Here is a 17,261-nt window from a genome sequence, read left to right as displayed (position 1 = left end):
CGCTTGGAACCCCCAGGCCCCTCCGGGCCTGCCGATCAGCAGAAAGCGGGATGAGCAGGCCCTAGCGCCGGCCCATGACTCAGACACCGACCAAGCAGCAGCCGCAGCCGCCGCAGCAGGCGCGCGCCCACTTCGTCGTACCGGCCAAGCACCCCATGGTGACCGTCCTGGGATCGGGAGACGCTCTCCTCCGCGTGATCGAGCAGGCGTTCCCGGCCGTCGACATCCACGTCCGAGGCAACGAGATCAGCGCCGTCGGCGAAGCCCCCGAGGTGGCCCTGGTCCAGCGGCTCTTCGACGAGATGATGCTGGTGCTGCGCACCGGCCAGCCGATGACCGAGGACGGGGTGGAACGCTCCATCGCCATGCTCAGGGCCAACGGCACGGCGGTCGACCCGGACGCGGAGACGCCCGCCCAGGTCCTCACGCAGAACATCCTGTCCAGCCGCGGCCGCACGATCCGCCCCAAGACGCTCAACCAGAAGCGGTACGTGGACGCGATCGACACCCACACCATCGTCTTCGGCATCGGCCCCGCGGGCACCGGCAAGACCTACCTGGCCATGGCCAAGGCCGTCCAGGCCCTCCAGTCCAAGCAGGTCAGCCGGATCATCCTCACCCGCCCCGCGGTCGAGGCGGGCGAACGCCTCGGCTTCCTGCCCGGCACCCTCTACGAGAAGATCGACCCGTACCTGCGCCCGCTCTACGACGCCCTGCACGACATGCTCGACGCCGACTCGATCCCCCGCCTGATGGCGGCGGGCACGATCGAGGTCGCCCCGCTGGCGTACATGCGCGGAAGGGCGCAGCCGGTCTTCACGAAGGTGCTGACACCGGACGGTTGGCGTCCGATCGGCGACCTCCAGGTCGGTGACCTCGTCGTCGGATCCGACGGCGAACCGACCCCGGTTCTCGGTGTCTACCCGCAGGGCGAGAAGGACATCTACCGTGTCACGGCCCAGGACGGGGCTTCGACACTGGCCTGCGGGGACCACTTGTGGACGGTCAGGACGGCTTCGGACAAGCGCCGCGACAAGCCGTGGCGAGTCCTGGAGACCAAGGAGATGATCGGCAGCCTCCGCGCGGCCCACGCCCGCCGGTATGAGCTTCCGTTGCTCACGGCGCCGGTGTGCTTCCCGGAGCGCGACGTCCCGATGGACCCGTACGCCCTCGGTCTCCTGCTCGGAGACGGGTGCCTCACCGGCTCCACCACACCGTCGTTCGCCGCCGCCGACCCGGAACTCGTCACCGCTCTGGAAGCCGCGCTGCCCGGCGTGGCCGTCCGGCACAAGGGCGGGCCCGACTACACGCTCAACCGTGTCAGGACACCCGGCGATGTCATCACCACCGTGAACCCGGTGACCGCGGCGCTGCGCACCCTTGACCTCCTCGGCGACACGTCGGGCTCGAAGTTCGTGCCGGACAGTTATCTCAACAACTCCGCCGAGATCCGGCTGGCCCTGCTCCAGGGGCTGCTGGACTCCGACGGAGGGCCGGTCACTCAGTCGGATCGCACCTGCCGTATCCAGTACGCGACGACATCGATCCCGCTCAGGGACGATGTCATCGCGCTGGTCCGGTCGCTCGGCGGAGTCGCGTACACCCGTCGACGTGCGGCCGAGGGCCGGGAGCCCGGAAGGGCCGGGGGACGGGACGTCCAGCACCGCCGGGACGCCCACATCATCGACATCCGGCTCCCCGAGGGCGTCGAGCCCTTTCGGCTGGCCCGCAAGCGCGACACGTATGACGCGGCTGGCGGGGGCGGCCGCCCCCTGCGGTTCATCGACAGCATCGAGCCCGCGGGCCGTGAGGAAGCGGTGTGCATCCAGGTGGCGGCGGCCGACTCGCTCTACGTCACCGAGGACTACCTGCTGACGCACAACACGCTCAACGACGCGTTCATCATCCTCGACGAGGCGCAGAACACCAGCGCCGAGCAGATGAAGATGTTCCTCACCCGGCTCGGCTTCGACTCGAAGATCGTCATCACCGGTGACGTGACGCAGGTCGACCTGCCGAACGGGACGAAGAGCGGGCTGCGGCAGATCCAGGACATCCTCACCGATATCGAGGACATCCACTTCTCCCGGCTGACGAGCACGGACGTGGTGCGCCATAAGCTGGTCGGACGCATCGTGGACGCTTACGAGCGCTACGACGACAGCATCGCCGGCGCGACCGGTGCCAACGGAAAGTAACCACTTCACCATCATGGCGATCGACGTCAACAACGAGTCCGGCTGGGAGATCGACGAGCGGGCGGTCCTGGACGCCGCCCGCTACGCCCTTCAGCGCATGCGAATCCACCCGCTCTCCGAACTGTCGGTGATCGTGGTGGACGCCGACGCCATGGAGCAACTCCACATGCAGTGGATGGACCTGCCGGGGCCGACGGATGTCATGTCCTTCCCGATGGACGAGCTGCGTCCGGGGAAAGAGGACGAGGAGCCGTCGCAGGGGCTGCTCGGCGACATCGTGCTCTGCCCCGAGGTCGCCAAGAAGCAGGCGGAGGAGGCGCCGACGAAGCACTCCATGGACGAGGAGCTGCAACTGCTCACCGTCCACGGCGTCCTCCACCTGCTGGGCTACGACCACGAGGAAGCCGACGAGAAGGCCGAGATGTTCGGTCTGCAGAAGGCCATTCTGGACGGCTGGCGCGACGAGCAAGGGGCCGAGGGTCCGTCGCCCGCGCCCACCACCCACTGACGCCGACGGTGACTTCCGCATGATCGTCTCCGCTGTTGTCCTGGTCGTCGTCGCCTGGCTCGCCGCCTGCGCCGAGACCGCCATCGCCCGCGTGTCCCGGTTCCGCGCCGAGGACGCGCTGCGTTCCGGCCGCAAGGGCGCCGCCAATCTGCTGGCCGTGGCCTCCGACCCGACCCGCTACCTCAATGTCGCCCTGCTGCTGCGGGTCGGCTGCGAGACGGCCGCGGCCGTCCTGATCACCGTCGTGTGCGACCGGCACTTCGACAGCACCTGGGAAGTCCTCGCCGTCGCGATCGGCGTCATGGTGCTCGTGTCGTACGTGGCCGTCGGCGTCTCGCCGCGCACCATCGGCCGCCAGCACCCGATGAACACCGCGACCGCCGCCTCGTACGTCCTGCTGCCGCTGGCCCGCGTCATGGGCCCGGTGCCGGGGCTGCTGATCCTGCTGGGCAACGCGCTGACGCCCGGCAAGGGCTTCAAGCGCGGCCCGTTCGCGAGCGAGGCCGAGCTGCGCGCGATGGTGGACCTCGCGGAGTCCGAGTCGCTGATCGAGGACGAGGAGCGCCGGATGGTGCACTCGGTCTTCGAACTGGGCGACACCATCGTCCGCGAGGTGATGGTGCCGCGGCCCGAACTGGTCATGATCGAACGGTTCAAGACGATCCGTCAGGCCATGACGCTGGCGCTGCGCAGCGGCTTCTCCCGTATCCCGGTGACCGGGGAGAGCGAGGACGACGTCGTCGGCTTCGTCTACCTCAAGGACCTGGCGCGCCGGGTGCACATCAACCGGGAGTCGGAGTCCGAGCCGGTCTCGACGCTGATCAGGCCCGCGTCCTTCGTGCCCGACACCAAGAACGCCGGGGACCTGCTGCGCGAGATGCAGCAGGAGCGCAACCACGTGGCCGTGGTGATCGACGAGTACGGCGGGACCGCCGGGATCGTCACCATCGAGGACATCCTGGAGGAGATCGTCGGCGAGATCACCGACGAGTACGACCGCGAGACGCCCCCGGTCGAGGAGTTGGGCGAGGGCTCGTACCGCGTCACGGCTCGCCTGGACATCGGCGACCTCGGTGACCTGTACGGGGTGGAACTCGACGACGACGACGTCGAGACCGTGGGCGGGCTGCTCGCCAAGTCCCTCGGCCGGGTCCCGATCCCCGGTGCCACCACGGTGGTGCCGCTGCCGGAGGACGGGTCGGGCGACCGCGGAACGGCCGCGCTGCGGCTGACGGCCGAGACGCCCGCGGGCCGCCGCAACCGTATCCACACCGTCCGGGTCGACCCGGTCGCGGAGGTCCCGGCCTCCTGAGAACCCCGGCCTCCTGAGAACCCCGGCCTCCTGAGAACCCCGGCCTCCTGAGAACGGGTCGGCCCGTCAGGGGTGGGTGCGCTCGGCGAGGAAGCGGCGGGCGTGGGCGAGGAACGCCTTGGCGGCCGGGGACGCGCCCGCGTGCTCCCGCCAGGCCAGCGCCAGCTTGGAGCGGACCTCGGGCCGGGTCAGCGGCAGGACGCGCAGGCCGGGGCGTGAGGCGGCGAGACCGGCCGGGAGGAGCGCGACGCCGAGGCCGCGCTCCGCGAGGGCGGCGAGGACTTCCGGGTCGCCCGCCTCGAAGGCGATCCGGGGCGTGAAGCCCGCCGCCGCGCACGCGGTGTCGACGGCGGTCCGCAGCCCGGTGCCGGTGGGCAGGACGATCAGAGGCCGCCCGTCGAGCGCCTTGACGGGCATGGTCCGGCGCCCGGCCAGCGGGTCGCCGGGCGCGACGGCCGCCACCAGCGCGTCGTCGATGACCGTCTGCGTCCCGATACCCTCGGGCGGTTCACCGGCGAGCCCGGCGAAGGCCAGGTCGTAGCGCCCGTCGCGCAGCCCGGCCAGCAGCCGGTCCGAGGTGTCCTCGCCGAGCGTGATCTCCACCCCCGGATACGCGTCGTGGAAACCGGCGAGCATCCCCGGCACGTCCATGTCGGCGCCCAGCGAGGTGACGGTGCCGATCGCGACCCGGCCGCGTACCAACCCGGTCAGCTCCTGCGCCGCCAGCCGCGCCCCGGCGACGGCGGCGAGCGCGGCCCGCGCGTACGGCAGCACCGCGCGCCCGGCCTCGGTGAGCCGCACGGTACGGCCCGAGCGGTCGAACAGCGTTTGCCCCAGCTCCCGTTCGAGCTGTCTGACCTGCGCGCTGATCCCCGGCTGCGCCACGTGCAAGGCGGTCGCCGCCCGGGTGAATCCCGCCTCGTCGGCCACCGTCACGAAGTATTCGAGCTGCCGCAGTTCCATAACCGGACATGCTAGCTCGCAGAAGATCCAGATCTTGGACTTATGGACGGGGGCCGTCGAGAATGGACAGCGGGGGAACCGAGGTACACACGAGGGAGCGCCACACCATGACCGAGAACCGCGCTTACGCCACCCACCCGGAGGACATCGCCCGGCTGTTCGTGGAGCGGGTCAACTCCGGTGACCTGGAAGGGATTCTGGAGCTCTTCGAACCGGACGCGGTGGTCGCCTTCCCGATCGACCGCCCGTCGCGGGGCACGGCGGCGCTGCGCGAGCTGTACACGGGGCTGCTGGCCGCCAAGCCGGTCTTCGAGGTCGAGGAGCCGCTGCCCACCCTGATCAGCGGTGACCTCGCGCTGACCTCCACCCGCCCGAAGGACGGCACCGGCGGCCGGGTCCAGGTCGCCCGCCGCCAGCCGGACGGCCGCTGGCTGCGCGTCCTGGACCGCCCGGAGAGCTGAGCCCGGGGCCCGGGCAAGCGGTTCCGGGGCTCCCGCCCCCCCCGGAACCCGGCCCCCGGACCGTACGACCGGCCGCGCGTCGCCCCTCATGGACGCCTACTGGAACATCCTGGCGTTCAACGAGCGGCTCGGCAGACCTTCGCCTTCACCGCGCGGGACACCAACTGCCTGGTCAGCTTCTTCACCGACCCCGTCCACCGGGACCGCGCCGACCGGCACGCGACGCTGGCGGCGACCATCGTCGCCCAGTACCGCGCCGCCGCCTCGGAGTACCCGGACGACGAGGGCTTCCACCGGATCGTCTCCGAACTGGCGGCGGTCAGCCCGGAATTCGCCGAGCTGTGGGCGGTCGGCGACGTCCAGCCCAGCGGTCAGCTCATCAAGGAGCTGAGCCACCCGCTCGTGGGCGCCCTCCATTTCGAGAGCACCCAACTGCGCATCCCGGCCCGCCCCGCCTCACCCTCGTGATGCACAATCCGCTGCCGGGCACCGACACCGCCGCCAAGCTCCAGTGGCTGGCGTCACCGGAGCAGCGGCGCGGGTCGTCCGCTCGGTGGACGAACGGGCGAGCTGACCGCGGGGGCCTGCGGATTCTCGGGCCCGCGGCTCCCTCGGACGGGTCCGGGGCATCGGGGCATCGGGGCATCAGGGCCTCGGGCCCTCAGGTGCCGAAGGTGCCGATCATCGAGACCAGGTTGGCGCTGGCCGCCTGGATCGACGTGGCCAGGCTCGTGTCCGCCAGATAGAACCCGAAGGCACCGCAGACAAGAGCGTGGGTCGCCTTCATCGAGCCCTTCCGCTTCAGGAAGAAGGCCGCGACGGCGAGGACGATGACGAAGGGCAGGTGCAGAAGCATCGAATCACCTCAGACGAGGAGGACTGCACGACCCACGCTAAGCGTGGTTCGCTGTCCGCGCATCTTCGGCCACCCAGGGTGACGACACCGGGGTCCACCTCCGCGAAGGCGCGTCCGGGGCGGCGGATAAGGTCGGCGCATGAGCGATGCGACCGTGGACCCGGAAGACCAGAAACTCATCACGTTGGCCCGGTCGGTCCGTGCCCGTAACGGCGCGTCGGAAGGCGCGGCGGTACGGGACGAGATGGGCCGGACCTATGTGGCGGGCCCCGTGGCGCTGGCGTCGCTGAATCTCAGCGCGCTCCAGACGGCGGTGGCGATGGCGGTGGCGAGCGGGGCGACCTCGCTGGAGGCGGCCGTCGTGGTCACGGCGGAGACCGCCGCCGCGGACCGGGACCGCGCCGTCGTCGGGGACCTGGGCGGCCCGGCCACGCCGGTGATCCTCGCGGCCCCGGACGGTACGGTCCGGAGCACGGTCACCGCGGGCTAGGCCCGTCCGGCGGGACGCACCCTAGAGCGCGTCGGGTCCGCGCTCCCCGGTCCTGACGCGTACGGCCGTCTCGACCGGCACCGCCCACACCTTGCCGTCACCGATCTTGCCGGTGCGGGCGGCGGCCACGAGCGTCTCGATGACGGCCTCGACGTCGGCGTCCTCGACCAGCACCTCCACGCGGGCCTTGGGGACGAGGTCGACCCGGTACTCGGCGCCGCGGTAGACCTCGGTGTGGCCGCGCTGGCGCCCGTAGCCGCTGGCCTCGGTGACGGTGAGGCCGTGCACGCCCATCTCCTGGAGTGCGGTCTTCACGTCGTCCAGTTTGAACGGCTTGATGACCGCGGTGACCAGCTTCATCCGAGGGTGCTCCTGTCCGGGACGTGAGCAGCGGCCTTGTGCGCGGGGAGCGACGTGCCGTGCGTCAGTACGCCGTGATCGTAGGCGGTCTCGGCGTGCACGGTCAGGTCGAGGCCGGTCCGTTCTTCCTCCTCGCTCGCCCGGAAGCCCATCAGCCGGTCGATCGCCCGCCCGATGCCGTACGTCACGGCGAAGGCGTACGCCCCGACCGCCGCGACCGCGACGGCCTGTTTGCCGAGCTGGCCGAGGCCGCCGCCGTACAGCAGGCCCTCGGGGCCGCCGGTCATGGTGGCGGTGGCGAGCAGGCCGATGAGCAGGGTGCCGACCACGCCGCCGACGAGGTGGACGCCGACCACGTCGAGCGAATCGTCCACGCCCCAGCGGAACTTCCAGCTCACGGCGTACGAGCAGAGCACCCCGGCGCAGAGTCCGACGACCAGCGCGCCCACCATGTCGACACTGCCGCAGGACGGGGTGATGGCGACGAGACCGGCGACCGCGCCGGACGCGGCGCCCAGGGTGGTGGCGTGCCCGTCCCTGCGCTTCTCGACCAGCAGCCAGCCGAGCAGCCCGGCGCAGCCCGCCGCCTGGGTGTTGACGAAGGCGGCGGCGGCCAGGCCGTTGGCGCCGAGCGCGGACCCGGCGTTGAAGCCGAACCAGCCGAACCAGAGCAGACCCGCGCCGAGCAGCACCAACGGCAGATTGTGCGGGCGCATCGAGTCCTTGCGGAAGCCGAGCCGGGGCCCGAGCACGATCGCCAGCGCGAGCCCGGAGGAGCCCGAGCACACTTCCACGACGGTGCCGCCCGCGAAGTCGAGCGCGCCCAGTTCGCCGACGATCCACCCGCCGGTGCCGAACACCCAGTGCGCGACGGGTACGTATACGGCCAGCGTCCACACCACGACGAACACCACCCACGCGCCGAACCGCGCGCGGTCCGCGACCGCGCCGCTGATCAGCGCGGCGGTGACGATCGCGAAGGTGAGCTCGAAGGCGGCGAAGAGCAGGGTCGGCACATGGCCGGTGACGGTCGTCGGGGTGATGCCGTGCATCCCGAGGTGGTCCAGGCCGCCGATCAGGCCGAGGCCGCCCGCGTCGGGGCCGAAGGCGAGGGTGTAACCGGCGGTCAGCCAGACCACGGTGACCAGCGCGATCGACACGAAGCTCATCATGAACATGTTGAGGACGCTCTTGCTGCGGACCATGCCGCCGTAGAAGAGCGCGAGGCCGGGGGTCATCAGCAGGACCAGCGCGGTGGCGGCCAGCAGCCAGGCGGTGTCGCCCGCGTCGACCGCGGGTTGACCGGCGGACAGGAGCAGCACGGGGGAGTCCCTTCCATGGACGGCTGGGGAAGAGCGTCACGGGCGCGTATTTCCGGTCGTGGGCATACGTGTTTCCGCCGTGTTTCGTGTTGCGCGAGGGTTTCCGGCAGATCACCGTGCCGTCACCCGCGGGCCGCCGGAGAAGGGCCCCGGCGGGTGCCGTACGGGCGGCGGCGGGCTCAGGCACCCCCGTCTTCGGGGAGAATGGGCGCATGAGCGCTCGTACCCAGCCCGCAGACACCCCGCACCGGTCCGGTTTCGCCTGTTTCGTCGGCCGCCCCAACGCCGGGAAGTCCACCCTCACGAACGCTCTGGTCGGCCAGAAGGTGGCGATCACCTCCAACCGGCCGCAGACCACCCGGCACACCGTGCGCGGCATCGTGCACCGGCCGGACGCCCAGCTCGTGCTGGTCGACACCCCGGGGCTGCACAAGCCGCGCACGCTGCTCGGCGAGCGGCTCAACGACGTGGTGCGCACCACCTGGTCGGAGGTCGACGTGATCGGCTTCTGCCTGCCCGCCGACCAGAAGCTCGGCCCCGGCGACACCTTCATCGCGCGCGAGCTGGCCGGGATCAAGAAGACGCCGAAGGTCGCCATCGTCACCAAGACCGACCTGGTCGACGGACAGACGCTGCGCGAGCAGCTGCTCGCCGTGGACAAGCTCGGCCGCGACATCGGCATCGAGTGGGCCGAGATCGTGCCGGTCTCCGCGACCGGCGGCGACCAGGTCGAGCTGCTGGCCGACCTGCTGGTGCCGCTGCTGCCCGAGGGCCCGCTGCTCTACCCCGAGGGCGACCTCACCGACGAGCCCGAGCAGGTCATGGTCGCCGAGCTGATCCGCGAGGCCGCGCTCGAAGGGGTACGCGACGAACTGCCGCACTCCATCGCGGTCGTCGTCGAGGAGATGCTGCCGCGCGAGGGCCGCCCCGAGAACCGGCCGCTGCTCGACATCCACGCCAACCTCTACATCGAGCGGCCCAGCCAGAAGGGCATCATCATCGGCCCCAAGGGCGCCCGCCTGAAGGAGGTCGGCATGAAGTCCCGCACCCAGATCGAGGCCCTGCTGGGCACCCCGGTCTTCCTCGACCTCCACGTGAAGGTCGCCAAGGACTGGCAGCGCGACCCGAAGCAGCTCCGCAAGCTCGGCTTCTGACCCGCGGCCGGATCGCGGTTCGCCGACGGTACGCCGCCCGCGGCGGTCAGGTGCGGTCGGCGTCTGCCAGGCGGGTCCGGGCGCTGGGGGCGGGCAGGGGGCTCGCGCCCTTGATCGTGCGGTGCAGGGGCGAGGTCTCGGTGCGCCGGATGCCGGGCAGCTCGGCGACGGGCCCGGTCAGATAGCGGTAGAGCGCGCTGGCGTCCTGGCAGTTCACGGAGGCGTAGACGTTGGCCGTGCCGGTGGTCGCCGCCGCGAAGGCGATCTCGTGGTGGCCGGCGAGCGCCGCCCCCACCTCGGCCAGACGGGCGGGCTCGACCTCCAGCCACAGCCCCGTCCGCAGTGCGGGCTGGAGCGCGCGCCGGTCGAAGTCCAGGTCGTAGTAGAGGACCCCGGCCGCCCGCAGCTCCGACATGCGCCGCCGTACCGTCGTCTGCGACCAGCCGGTGACCTCGGCCAGTTCGGCGGCGGGCGTCCGGCCGTCCACCGCGAGCGCGTCGAGCAGCGGCTGGTCGTCGGGGGCCAGCGGATACGGCGCCGTGCTCTCCGGGGCCGGGGCCTGCGCGTCCGCCACGACCAGCGCCCGCGCCTCGTCCGCGCTCAGCCAGCCCGCCTTGGTCACCGGGCTCAGATCCTGCCCGAAGAAGACGTGCAGCATCGCCTGCGCGGTCACCTGCACCACGCGCGGTGTGCGCGGCAGCTTCTGGAGCAGCAGCGAGTCGTCCCCCTGGGGGAGCGCGGCCTGCACCAGGCAGAAGATCTCGGTGCCGCCCGAGATGAGGCTGACCCAGCGGGTGTCCGTACGCCGGGCCAGCGCCTCGCTGACCGAGGCCGCCGCGTCCGGCGTGCAGCGCACCCGTACGAACCACGGCGTCACACCGATCCGGTGCGGGTCGGTCAGGCCCACCACCCGCAGCAGTCCGCTGGTGCGGAGCCGGCCGTAGCGGCGGGCCACGGTCTGGTCGGAGACGCCGAGCACCTCGCCGATCCGGCGGAACGGCGCCCGGCCGTCGATCTGGAGGGCGTGCACGACCCGGTGGTCCAGCTCGTCGAGTCCCTCCAGCATGTCCCATGTCGTGTCGGATTCCATCGGCCAAGGCTAGAGGATGTCGGATTCCACCGCCAAGGCGTCGCTGACTGTGGCGCGGACCGGCCGTCACGGATCGTGGGAACCGCTGCACCCCACGATCCGCACGATCCGCCGGACTCGCGGACCCCATGAGGTCCGCCAGGCCCGCGAGGTCCGCTCCCGAACGGAGTTCCACCCATGCGCAAATGGCTGCCCCTCGTGGCGATCTGCCTGGGCGCCTTCATCCTGCTGGTCGACGTCACCATCGTGAACGTCGCCCTGCCGAGCATGGCGTCCGACCTCGACGCGTCCTTCACCTCCTTGCAGTGGGTGATGGACATCTACGCGCTCGCCCTCGCCGCCCTGCTGATGGTGGCGGGCTCGCTCGCCGACCTCTTCGGACACCGGCGGATCTACGCGGCCGGGCTCGTCGTCTTCGCCCTCGCCTCGCTGGCGGCGGCCCTGTCGCCGAACACCGCCGCGCTGATCACCGCGCGGGCCGTGCAGGGCGTGGGCGGCGCCGCGATGTTCGCCACCTCGGCCGCGCTGGTGTCCGCGACCTACCACGGCCGCGACCGCGGCACCGCCTTCGGCGTCTGGGGCGCGGTCAACGGCGCCGCTGCCGCTGCCGGGCCCATCCTCGGCGGCCTGCTCACCCAGGGCTTCGGCTGGCAGGCGATCTTCCTGGTCAACCTGCCGATCGCGGTCGTCGCCGTCGCCCTCACCCTGAAGGTGCTGCCCGCCGGGCGGCGCGGCGCCGGACGCCTGGACCTGCCGGGCGCCGCCGCCTTCACCCTCGCCGCGGCCTCGCTCACGTACGCGCTGATCCGCGGCGGCGAGCACGGCTGGACCGAGGCGCTGACCCTGACCGCCTTCGCGGTCGCCGCCCTGGCCGTCGTCGGCTTCGTCGTCGCCGAGGCCAGGTCCGCGCATCCCATGCTCGACCTGGCGCTGCTGCGCCGCGCCAGCTTCTCCGGCCTGCTCGGCGGCGCCCTGCTCTACCAGGCGGCGGCCTTCAGCGGCCTGGTCTACCTCTCGCTGTGGCTCCAGAACGTCCTCGGCCTCAGCCCGATCCGCGGCGGTCTGGCCCTGATGCCGCTGGCCGGGGCGTCCTTCCTGGCCGCCGCCGTCGCGGGCCGGCACATGCACCGCGTCGCGCCCCGGCTGCCGATCGCCGGCGGTCTCGTCCTGATCGCGGCGGGCTGCGCGGTGCTGTGCCTGTCCGTGCACGCCTCGTCCGGGCAGTCCGCCCTCTTCGCGGGCCTGGCGATCGTCGGCGTGGGCGCGGGGCTGGCCACCCCGGTCCTGGTCTCGGCCGCCGTGGAGGCCGTGCCCCCGCAGCGCGCGGGCATGGCGGGCGCCGCCGTCAACACCTTCCGCCAGCTCGGAATGACGCTCGGCATCGCGGTCTTCGGCGCCGTCTTCACCTCGCGGCTGCGCGATACGACCGCGGGCGGCGGCTCGCTGCGGGCCGGATACGCCTCGGGCCTGGACCGCATTTCCCTTTACGCGGCGGTCGCCGCTCTGGCCGGAGCCGTGGTCGTCCTGGCCACGCTCCGCCCCGCCGCTGCCGTCTCTGCTCCCGCTCCGGCCGCTGTCGGTGACGCCTCGGTCGAGGCTGAGGGGAAGTCGCAGGTCAGCACGGTGGAGGAGGCCACAACCGGCCTGAAATGACGGCCACCGACCGCTTCATCCGATTCACCCGCTTTTGAGTGACCGGCGCCACATATGGCAGACACACAAAGTGCCCCCTCTTTCACGCACCGCGACAGAGGGGGCACCCCTTTGTGATCCCCTCGATAGGGCGCAGGTCACATACGAAGCCGCTTAGTACGCCGCGCCTCCCGTATTGACGGGAAAACGCCTCCTCCCGACCCCGTCTACGAATGCAATCCGTAGACGGGGTCTTTGACCTCTGAATTGCCCGCCTCTAACAATTCACTGGTCCGCTACGGAGGAAGAGGTAATTCCCGAATGCAGCTCCCCACGATCCCGAAGAAGCTCCCTACGTTCACCGCGTTCAACCGGCTGCCGAAGAAGCACAAGATCACGGCCGCCGGCGCTGTCGCGGCTGCTGCGGTCGTGCTGACCGTGACCGGTCTGGAAGCGACCGCAGGTGCCGGTTCGGCGACCGCGGCGAGCAACCCGGCCGGGTTCTCGGTCTCCACCGGTACGCAGGTCAAGGACCTGAACGCGCAGACCGGCCTCGCGTCGCAGAAGTCCATCAGGGACGCCGCGCAGAAGAAGACCGACCAGGCCAACGCGGCGAAGAAGGCCGAGGCCGCCAAGCAGGCCGACGCCGCGAAGAAGAAGGCGGACGCCGAGGCGGCCAAGAAGAAGGCCGCGGCCGACGCCGCCGACCGCGCGAAGCAGAAGTCCGCCGCGAACCGCTCGACCAAGCGCGCCCCCGTCGCCGCGCCGAAGAAGGCCGCCGCCGCCACGCCCGTGAAGGCCGCCGCCAAGTCCTACTCGAACAACCTCGACGGCTGGATCAAGCAGTCGCTGGACATCCTGCACTCCAAGGGAATTCCCGCCAGCTACAACGGGATTCACAAGAACATCATCCGCGAGTCCAGCGGTAACCCGAAGGCCATCAACAACTGGGACATCAATGCCCGGAACGGCATTCCCTCCAAGGGTCTGCTCCAGGTGATCGACCCGACCTTCAAGACCTACCACGTGTCCGGTACTTCGTGGGACATCTACGACCCGGTAGCCAACATCACCGCCGCCTGCAACTACGCGGCCGACCGCTACGGCTCGATGGACAACGTGAATTCCGCGTACTGATCGCGCACTTCACCCCCACCGCACCCCGGAAGGGCGGCGAGGCCCCACGGCCCCGCCGCCCTTCCGGCGTCCTCAGCCGAGCACCGTGGCGAGCGCGATCCGCTCGGTCCAGCCGATGACATCCGTGACACTCGACTCGGTCACTTCGGCGTCGCGTGGTGGAGTTCTTTGATCGTCACGCTCGTGGCGAATCCGAGAACCGGGTCAGGGGACGGGGAGATGAGACTCTCGTAGAGCGGACGGTAGTGCGCGATCTTCCTTGGCGTCCGGCCGTCGTTGCCGTGCGAGGCGATCAACTCGCCGCCCAGGGCTGCGAAGCCGGTCATCGCGGTGTGGTCGATCCACAGTTCCACACCGGACTCGGCGAACGTCAGGACCGTCTCCTTGCTGCTTGACCCCGTACGCCAGTCGCTGCGCAGCCGGGCCATCCCTGTCGTCCCTCGGGAGTTGTACGAGACGGTGTGCCAGGCGCTGACACCGCCCTCCGACTCCTGGGCGGACGTCAGCGATCCGAGATCGACGAGACGTGCGAGCACGCTCAGTTGGTTGACCCCTGAGTCCATCCAACTGGTCCCGTACGAGTCGAAGGCGTGCTGCCCGAGCAGGATGTACGGGTCGTAGAAGGCCATCGTGACGCCGGTGGCCGGACCCCATTCGGGATGTGCCGTGATCTGACCGGCCGCCCAACGCACCTCGGGGGAGAAGGCGAAGTGGTGCGCGGTGAACACCCGGCCCCGCACATCCACCGTGCCGTCGAGAGCCCGCAGCCGGGCCAGCGAGTCGAGATCGTGTACGAGCGGCTTCTCGACCAGCACGCGGGCCGAAGACCGGGAGAGAGCCTCGATGGCCAGCGCACCATGGGTATGGGTGGGCGTCGCGATCACTGCGAGGTCCGGATCATGCCTCTCCATTGCCGCACTGAGCGTCTCGTAGTGCGGCGGCTGCGCACCCCGGAAGTCGACAGGCTTGCCTGGGTTCGGGTCGACGGTGAACTCCAGGGTGAACCGGTCGTCGTCGGCGAGGACCTGGAGATGCGTCTGCGCGATGACCCCCACACCGACGAGCCCGACCCGTACGCGTTCGCTCACAGTGCACTCCTCACGAGTTGCTCCCAACGCCCCAAGGAAGCCGCGGAGCCGTCGACCCAGTCGACCGCCGGGCGTCGGGCGACGGCCGACTCGGTCCCTTCGATCCACGTGGTGACAATGGGTACCCAGTATGTGTTGCCGCCTGAAGTGCGTGTGCGCTCGTCAAGATCGGTGCGCGTACGGCGTGCGCCGACCGCGTCGCCCGTCAGTGTGCTGATCAGGATCTGTGCCACGTCAGCCAGATTGTGGCCGCCTTTGTAGCCGATGCCGTCCGCCAGTTCCCGTGTGTGCGTTACCGCCGCTCGCGCGGCAGCGGAGTCCCCCGCCATCGCGTGGCAGACGGCCTCGGCGGACCGGATTTTGACCAACTCCACCGGATTGGGCACGACATCGAGCAACTCCCGTCCTTGGGCAGCAGCTTCGGCCACGGTTTCCAGATTCCCCGACCAGCAGGCCGTCTGTGCCAGATTGGCCAGGGCCTTCGCCTCAGCGGCGGCGAGCCCCTCAGCTCTGGCCAGGGCAACGGCCTCCGCGTATGCCTCTGTGGCCTTGTCGAAGCGGGCGCTCACTCGCCAGATGTGCCCGATCAGCCGTAGCCGCTCACCCTCTTCGGCGGCGTCTCGGCCGGGATGCGTCTCCAACGTGGTCAGGGCCGTGGCGAACCGGCCGTTGAGGTAGTCGTAGTCCGCCAGCCAGTATCGTGCGGCGCTGTCGAATTCCCCGCCGAGCAGGTCGCGGTAGATCTCCGCTGCCCTGGTGTAGTCGCCGTGGTTCCGGAGCGCGTGCGCGAGATGCAGCCGTACCATCTGAGCCGTGAGGCTGCCCGGTGCGACAAGGGCGGCCGCGCTGTCCAGGACGGTGATGGCCTGGCGGGCGTGGCCGGTCCTGCGGAGTCGTACTCCCTGTATGGCGGCACGGATCGCACGGAATTCGGCGGTACCGGACTCGTCCAGAGCAGGACCGGCTCCGAGTTCCATCCACTGCCCGGCTTCTGTCAGTCGCTGTGCGGCCCGTGTCATCCAGTCGCCGAAGACGCCGTATTCGCCGGAGAGTTTGAGGCCGGATTCGAGGGCCCGCGCGGTTGCCGTCCGCCCGGCGGACTCCCCGAGCCTTTCACCCAATCGGTGCAGGAGCCGGGCGGCGACCTCCGCACGGTCCCGGTCCGACCAGCCGTCCGGCAGGGCCCGGTCCGCCTCTCGGATGGCGCGGCGGAGTGCGAGATGCAGCGAATAAGGACGGTCGTACGCGTCGTCGTGTGTCAGGAAGGGACGCCGCAGGAATCGCGCCACAAGGCCGTCCGGGAGCGAGGGCTGTCCCGCCCGGAGCAACTCCGCGTCGACACGGTCGATGAGCGCGGCCGTACGGACCAGATCGCGCTCCTCGCGTGGGAGATCCCTGATCGACCGTGTGGCGACCGCGGTGAATGATCCGCCGAAGTCTTCGACGACGGGTTGCCGCCCCCGCGCCAGCAGTTCGGCGAAGTGCGAAACAGACAGGTCCAGGTACAACGGGAGTCCTTGGCCGCCGGAGACGATGCGCTCGCGTACCGCCATCGACATCGCCGGGTCACCGTCTCGGGTGAGGGCTTCTCGCAGATAGCTGTCGGCGTCGGAGTCCGACAGGTAGCCCACGAGGTGCTGGCGCGGCTCGAACGTGTTGTTGCTGAAGTGCAGGTTGGGCCAGCACTCGGCTCCGGTGAAGTCGAGTTCGTCGCCCGTAGCGGTGTCCGCCCAGTCAACTCGGTTACGGCCGGTGAGAACGAACAGAACGTTAGGCATCAGGTATACGCAGCGCTGCAGGAACCGTGCGGCGGAGCGATCAGCACGACTGTCGATCACCTCGAAGGTATCGAGGAACACGCAGATCCGTGGTCGCTCCGCGTGTCGCCGTTGTCGTTCCAAGTCCCAGGCCAGGAGGTACGGGAAGAACGACAGTGTCTCGTAGTCGGGGTCCGCCTCGATCAGTTCGGCGAACAACTCGCACTCGGCCAGGAGCCGGCCCTCACGCACGCGGTCGCGGATCGCCCGGTAGGTCAGCAGCGCGGCACGCTGCGCCAGCCCGGTCAAGCCGCCGAGGTCCGGGACGACCGCACCGACGTTCTCGGTGATCTGGTCGCCGAGACCGATGCTCCGCGATGCCCGGCGGATTGCGGGTGACGAGTCGAGGAACTCCTGCAGCGACTCACCGGGATGAGCACGCGCCCAGTACGATGCCAGCGCCAGATCGAACGCTGGCCAGCGGCTTCCGAGCCGACCGAGCCCAGCGCGCAGTCTCAGCAGCAGGCTCTCGATGTCGCAGGCGCCGTCCTCCGACAGGTCGACTCGTACGGACAGGGCATCGCTGTCGGCTAGAAAGCGTCGCTCCAACTCATGCGAGAGCGTGGTCTTCCCTATGCCGCCGACACCGTAGAACGTCAGAACGTTCCGCCGACCCTGCGCCCGATCCGCTACCGGTGAGATCTCCGCCGCGTCGAGCGACGCGTGTAAGCCCTCTAACGATCGGGTGAACGCGGCCATCTCGTCCGACCGATTGGTGAACACCTGCTGTGCGGCCACGGTTGAGGCCACGCCGCTCATGAACGCGGCGCGTAAGTTGATGCGGGCCATCAGTCTCCTCAGGCGACGTCCGAGGGTCCTCCGGCACCCGCCCGGACCCGGCCGTATAGACCGTAGCGTGATCGCGGTTTATCC

The 17,261-nt window shown here is 70.4% G+C and carries 16 protein-coding genes; 9 read left to right on the top strand and 7 right to left on the bottom strand.

Going from position 1 to position 17,261, the window contains the following annotated elements:
* The first annotated feature begins 74 nt into the window (after window positions 1–74).
* From ACFZBB_RS01795 to ACFZBB_RS01785, 3 genes are read left to right on the top strand one after another with little or no spacing between them, the layout of a single operon-like run.
* Entirely contained in the window at window positions 75–2,198 is a 2,124-nt protein-coding gene (locus ACFZBB_RS01795) for a PhoH family protein (protein ID WP_391116762.1), read from the top strand.
* Window positions 2,199–2,211: 13 nt separating this feature from the next.
* A complete protein-coding gene (gene ybeY, locus ACFZBB_RS01790; protein ID WP_355344834.1) occupies window positions 2,212–2,706 on the top strand; it encodes an rRNA maturation RNase YbeY in 495 nt (164 codons plus the stop codon).
* A gap of 19 nt (window positions 2,707–2,725) precedes the next feature.
* Window positions 2,726–4,018, top strand: a complete 1,293-nt coding sequence (locus ACFZBB_RS01785) for a CNNM domain-containing protein (protein WP_391116760.1) — start codon at window positions 2,726–2,728, stop codon at window positions 4,016–4,018.
* Between the two features lie 66 nt (window positions 4,019–4,084).
* Here the strand turns inward: ACFZBB_RS01785 and ACFZBB_RS01780 are convergent, their stop codons facing one another.
* The gene (locus ACFZBB_RS01780; RefSeq protein WP_391116757.1) at window positions 4,085–4,981 is read right to left on the bottom strand and encodes a LysR substrate-binding domain-containing protein; all 897 of its coding nucleotides are present in this window, start codon (window positions 4,979–4,981) and stop codon (window positions 4,085–4,087) included.
* A 107-nt stretch (window positions 4,982–5,088) separates the two neighbouring features.
* Between ACFZBB_RS01780 and ACFZBB_RS01775 the strand changes: the two genes are divergently transcribed.
* Both ACFZBB_RS01775 and ACFZBB_RS01770 read left to right on the top strand, forming a co-directional pair.
* Window positions 5,089–5,442 (top strand): nuclear transport factor 2 family protein, encoded by a 354-nt coding sequence (locus ACFZBB_RS01775; RefSeq protein WP_391116755.1) that lies wholly within the window; start codon window positions 5,089–5,091, stop codon window positions 5,440–5,442.
* Between the two features lie 99 nt (window positions 5,443–5,541).
* Window positions 5,542–5,910 carry a hypothetical protein gene (locus ACFZBB_RS01770; protein WP_391117484.1) on the top strand — a complete coding sequence of 123 codons (369 nt, stop codon included), beginning with the start codon at window positions 5,542–5,544 and terminating at the stop codon, window positions 5,908–5,910.
* 193 nt (window positions 5,911–6,103) lie between these two features.
* Here the strand turns inward: ACFZBB_RS01770 and ACFZBB_RS01765 are convergent, their stop codons facing one another.
* Complete coding sequence (locus ACFZBB_RS01765; protein WP_355344517.1) at window positions 6,104–6,298, bottom strand: hypothetical protein; 195 nt, start codon at window positions 6,296–6,298, stop codon at window positions 6,104–6,106.
* Window positions 6,299–6,437: 139 nt separating this feature from the next.
* Here ACFZBB_RS01765 and ACFZBB_RS01760 point away from each other — a divergent pair, with 139 nt between their 5' ends.
* Window positions 6,438–6,788 carry a cytidine deaminase gene (locus tag ACFZBB_RS01760; protein ID WP_391116753.1) on the top strand — a complete coding sequence of 117 codons (351 nt, stop codon included), beginning with the start codon at window positions 6,438–6,440 and terminating at the stop codon, window positions 6,786–6,788.
* 21 nt (window positions 6,789–6,809) lie between these two features.
* Here ACFZBB_RS01760 and ACFZBB_RS01755 read toward each other — a convergent pair whose 3' ends face one another.
* Window positions 6,810–7,148 (bottom strand): P-II family nitrogen regulator, encoded by a 339-nt coding sequence (locus ACFZBB_RS01755; protein ID WP_355344523.1) that lies wholly within the window; start codon window positions 7,146–7,148, stop codon window positions 6,810–6,812.
* Window positions 7,145–8,470: an ammonium transporter gene (locus tag ACFZBB_RS01750; RefSeq protein WP_391116751.1), complete on the bottom strand. Its 1,326-nt coding sequence runs from the start codon at window positions 8,468–8,470 to the stop codon at window positions 7,145–7,147. Before ACFZBB_RS01750 ends, ACFZBB_RS01755 begins: the two co-directional genes overlap by 4 nt.
* A 212-nt stretch (window positions 8,471–8,682) precedes the next feature.
* On the opposite strand from ACFZBB_RS01750, the gene era reads away from it, so the two are divergent.
* On the top strand, window positions 8,683–9,624 hold the full coding sequence (era, locus tag ACFZBB_RS01745; RefSeq protein WP_355344525.1) for a GTPase Era: 942 nt from the start codon (window positions 8,683–8,685) through the stop codon (window positions 9,622–9,624).
* A 46-nt stretch (window positions 9,625–9,670) separates the two neighbouring features.
* Here era and ACFZBB_RS01740 read toward each other — a convergent pair whose 3' ends face one another.
* Complete coding sequence (locus tag ACFZBB_RS01740) at window positions 9,671–10,714, bottom strand: AsnC family transcriptional regulator (RefSeq protein ID WP_391116749.1); 1,044 nt, start codon at window positions 10,712–10,714, stop codon at window positions 9,671–9,673.
* Window positions 10,715–10,891: 177 nt separating this feature from the next.
* On the opposite strand from ACFZBB_RS01740, the gene ACFZBB_RS01735 reads away from it, so the two are divergent.
* Window positions 10,892–12,367, top strand: coding sequence for a DHA2 family efflux MFS transporter permease subunit (locus ACFZBB_RS01735; protein WP_391116747.1), 1,476 nt, complete (start codon window positions 10,892–10,894; stop codon window positions 12,365–12,367).
* A 300-nt stretch (window positions 12,368–12,667) separates the two neighbouring features.
* Window positions 12,668–13,483, top strand: coding sequence for a transglycosylase SLT domain-containing protein (locus ACFZBB_RS01730; protein ID WP_391116745.1), 816 nt, complete (start codon window positions 12,668–12,670; stop codon window positions 13,481–13,483).
* Between the two features lie 140 nt (window positions 13,484–13,623).
* On the opposite strand, the gene ACFZBB_RS01725 is transcribed toward ACFZBB_RS01730, so the two are convergent.
* Both ACFZBB_RS01725 and ACFZBB_RS01720 read right to left on the bottom strand, forming a co-directional pair.
* On the bottom strand, window positions 13,624–14,571 hold the full coding sequence (locus tag ACFZBB_RS01725; RefSeq protein ID WP_391116743.1) for a Gfo/Idh/MocA family oxidoreductase: 948 nt from the start codon (window positions 14,569–14,571) through the stop codon (window positions 13,624–13,626).
* Window positions 14,568–17,177 (bottom strand): tol-pal system YbgF family protein, encoded by a 2,610-nt coding sequence (locus ACFZBB_RS01720; protein ID WP_391116741.1) that lies wholly within the window; start codon window positions 17,175–17,177, stop codon window positions 14,568–14,570. The genes ACFZBB_RS01725 and ACFZBB_RS01720 overlap by 4 nt, the downstream gene beginning before the upstream one ends.
* Between the last annotated feature and the right edge of the window lie 84 nt (window positions 17,178–17,261).

The organism is Streptomyces sp. NPDC008139, assembly GCF_042957025.1.
Classification (GTDB): Bacteria; Actinomycetota; Actinomycetes; order Streptomycetales; family Streptomycetaceae; genus Actinacidiphila.
This window is presented reverse-complemented; position numbering and strand designations above follow the sequence as displayed.

What these genes read in the sequence shown, in the direction of transcription:
- ACFZBB_RS01795 (WP_391116762.1), top strand. Translation starts at nt 75, where the DNA reads ATGACTCAGACACCGACCAAGCAGCAGCCGCAGCCGCCGCAGCAGGCG.
- ybeY (WP_355344834.1), top strand. Translation starts at nt 2,212, where the DNA reads ATGGCGATCGACGTCAACAACGAGTCCGGCTGGGAGATCGACGAGCGG.
- ACFZBB_RS01785 (WP_391116760.1), top strand. Translation starts at nt 2,726, where the DNA reads ATGATCGTCTCCGCTGTTGTCCTGGTCGTCGTCGCCTGGCTCGCCGCC.
- ACFZBB_RS01780 (WP_391116757.1), bottom strand. Translation starts at nt 4,981, where the DNA reads ATGGAACTGCGGCAGCTCGAATACTTCGTGACGGTGGCCGACGAGGCG.
- ACFZBB_RS01775 (WP_391116755.1), top strand. Translation starts at nt 5,089, where the DNA reads ATGACCGAGAACCGCGCTTACGCCACCCACCCGGAGGACATCGCCCGG.
- ACFZBB_RS01765 (WP_355344517.1), bottom strand. Translation starts at nt 6,298, where the DNA reads ATGCTTCTGCACCTGCCCTTCGTCATCGTCCTCGCCGTCGCGGCCTTC.
- ACFZBB_RS01760 (WP_391116753.1), top strand. Translation starts at nt 6,438, where the DNA reads ATGAGCGATGCGACCGTGGACCCGGAAGACCAGAAACTCATCACGTTG.
- ACFZBB_RS01755 (WP_355344523.1), bottom strand. Translation starts at nt 7,148, where the DNA reads ATGAAGCTGGTCACCGCGGTCATCAAGCCGTTCAAACTGGACGACGTG.
- era (WP_355344525.1), top strand. Translation starts at nt 8,683, where the DNA reads ATGAGCGCTCGTACCCAGCCCGCAGACACCCCGCACCGGTCCGGTTTC.
- ACFZBB_RS01740 (WP_391116749.1), bottom strand. Translation starts at nt 10,714, where the DNA reads ATGGAATCCGACACGACATGGGACATGCTGGAGGGACTCGACGAGCTG.
- ACFZBB_RS01735 (WP_391116747.1), top strand. Translation starts at nt 10,892, where the DNA reads ATGCGCAAATGGCTGCCCCTCGTGGCGATCTGCCTGGGCGCCTTCATC.
- ACFZBB_RS01730 (WP_391116745.1), top strand. Translation starts at nt 12,668, where the DNA reads ATGCAGCTCCCCACGATCCCGAAGAAGCTCCCTACGTTCACCGCGTTC.
- ACFZBB_RS01720 (WP_391116741.1), bottom strand. Translation starts at nt 17,177, where the DNA reads ATGGCCCGCATCAACTTACGCGCCGCGTTCATGAGCGGCGTGGCCTCA.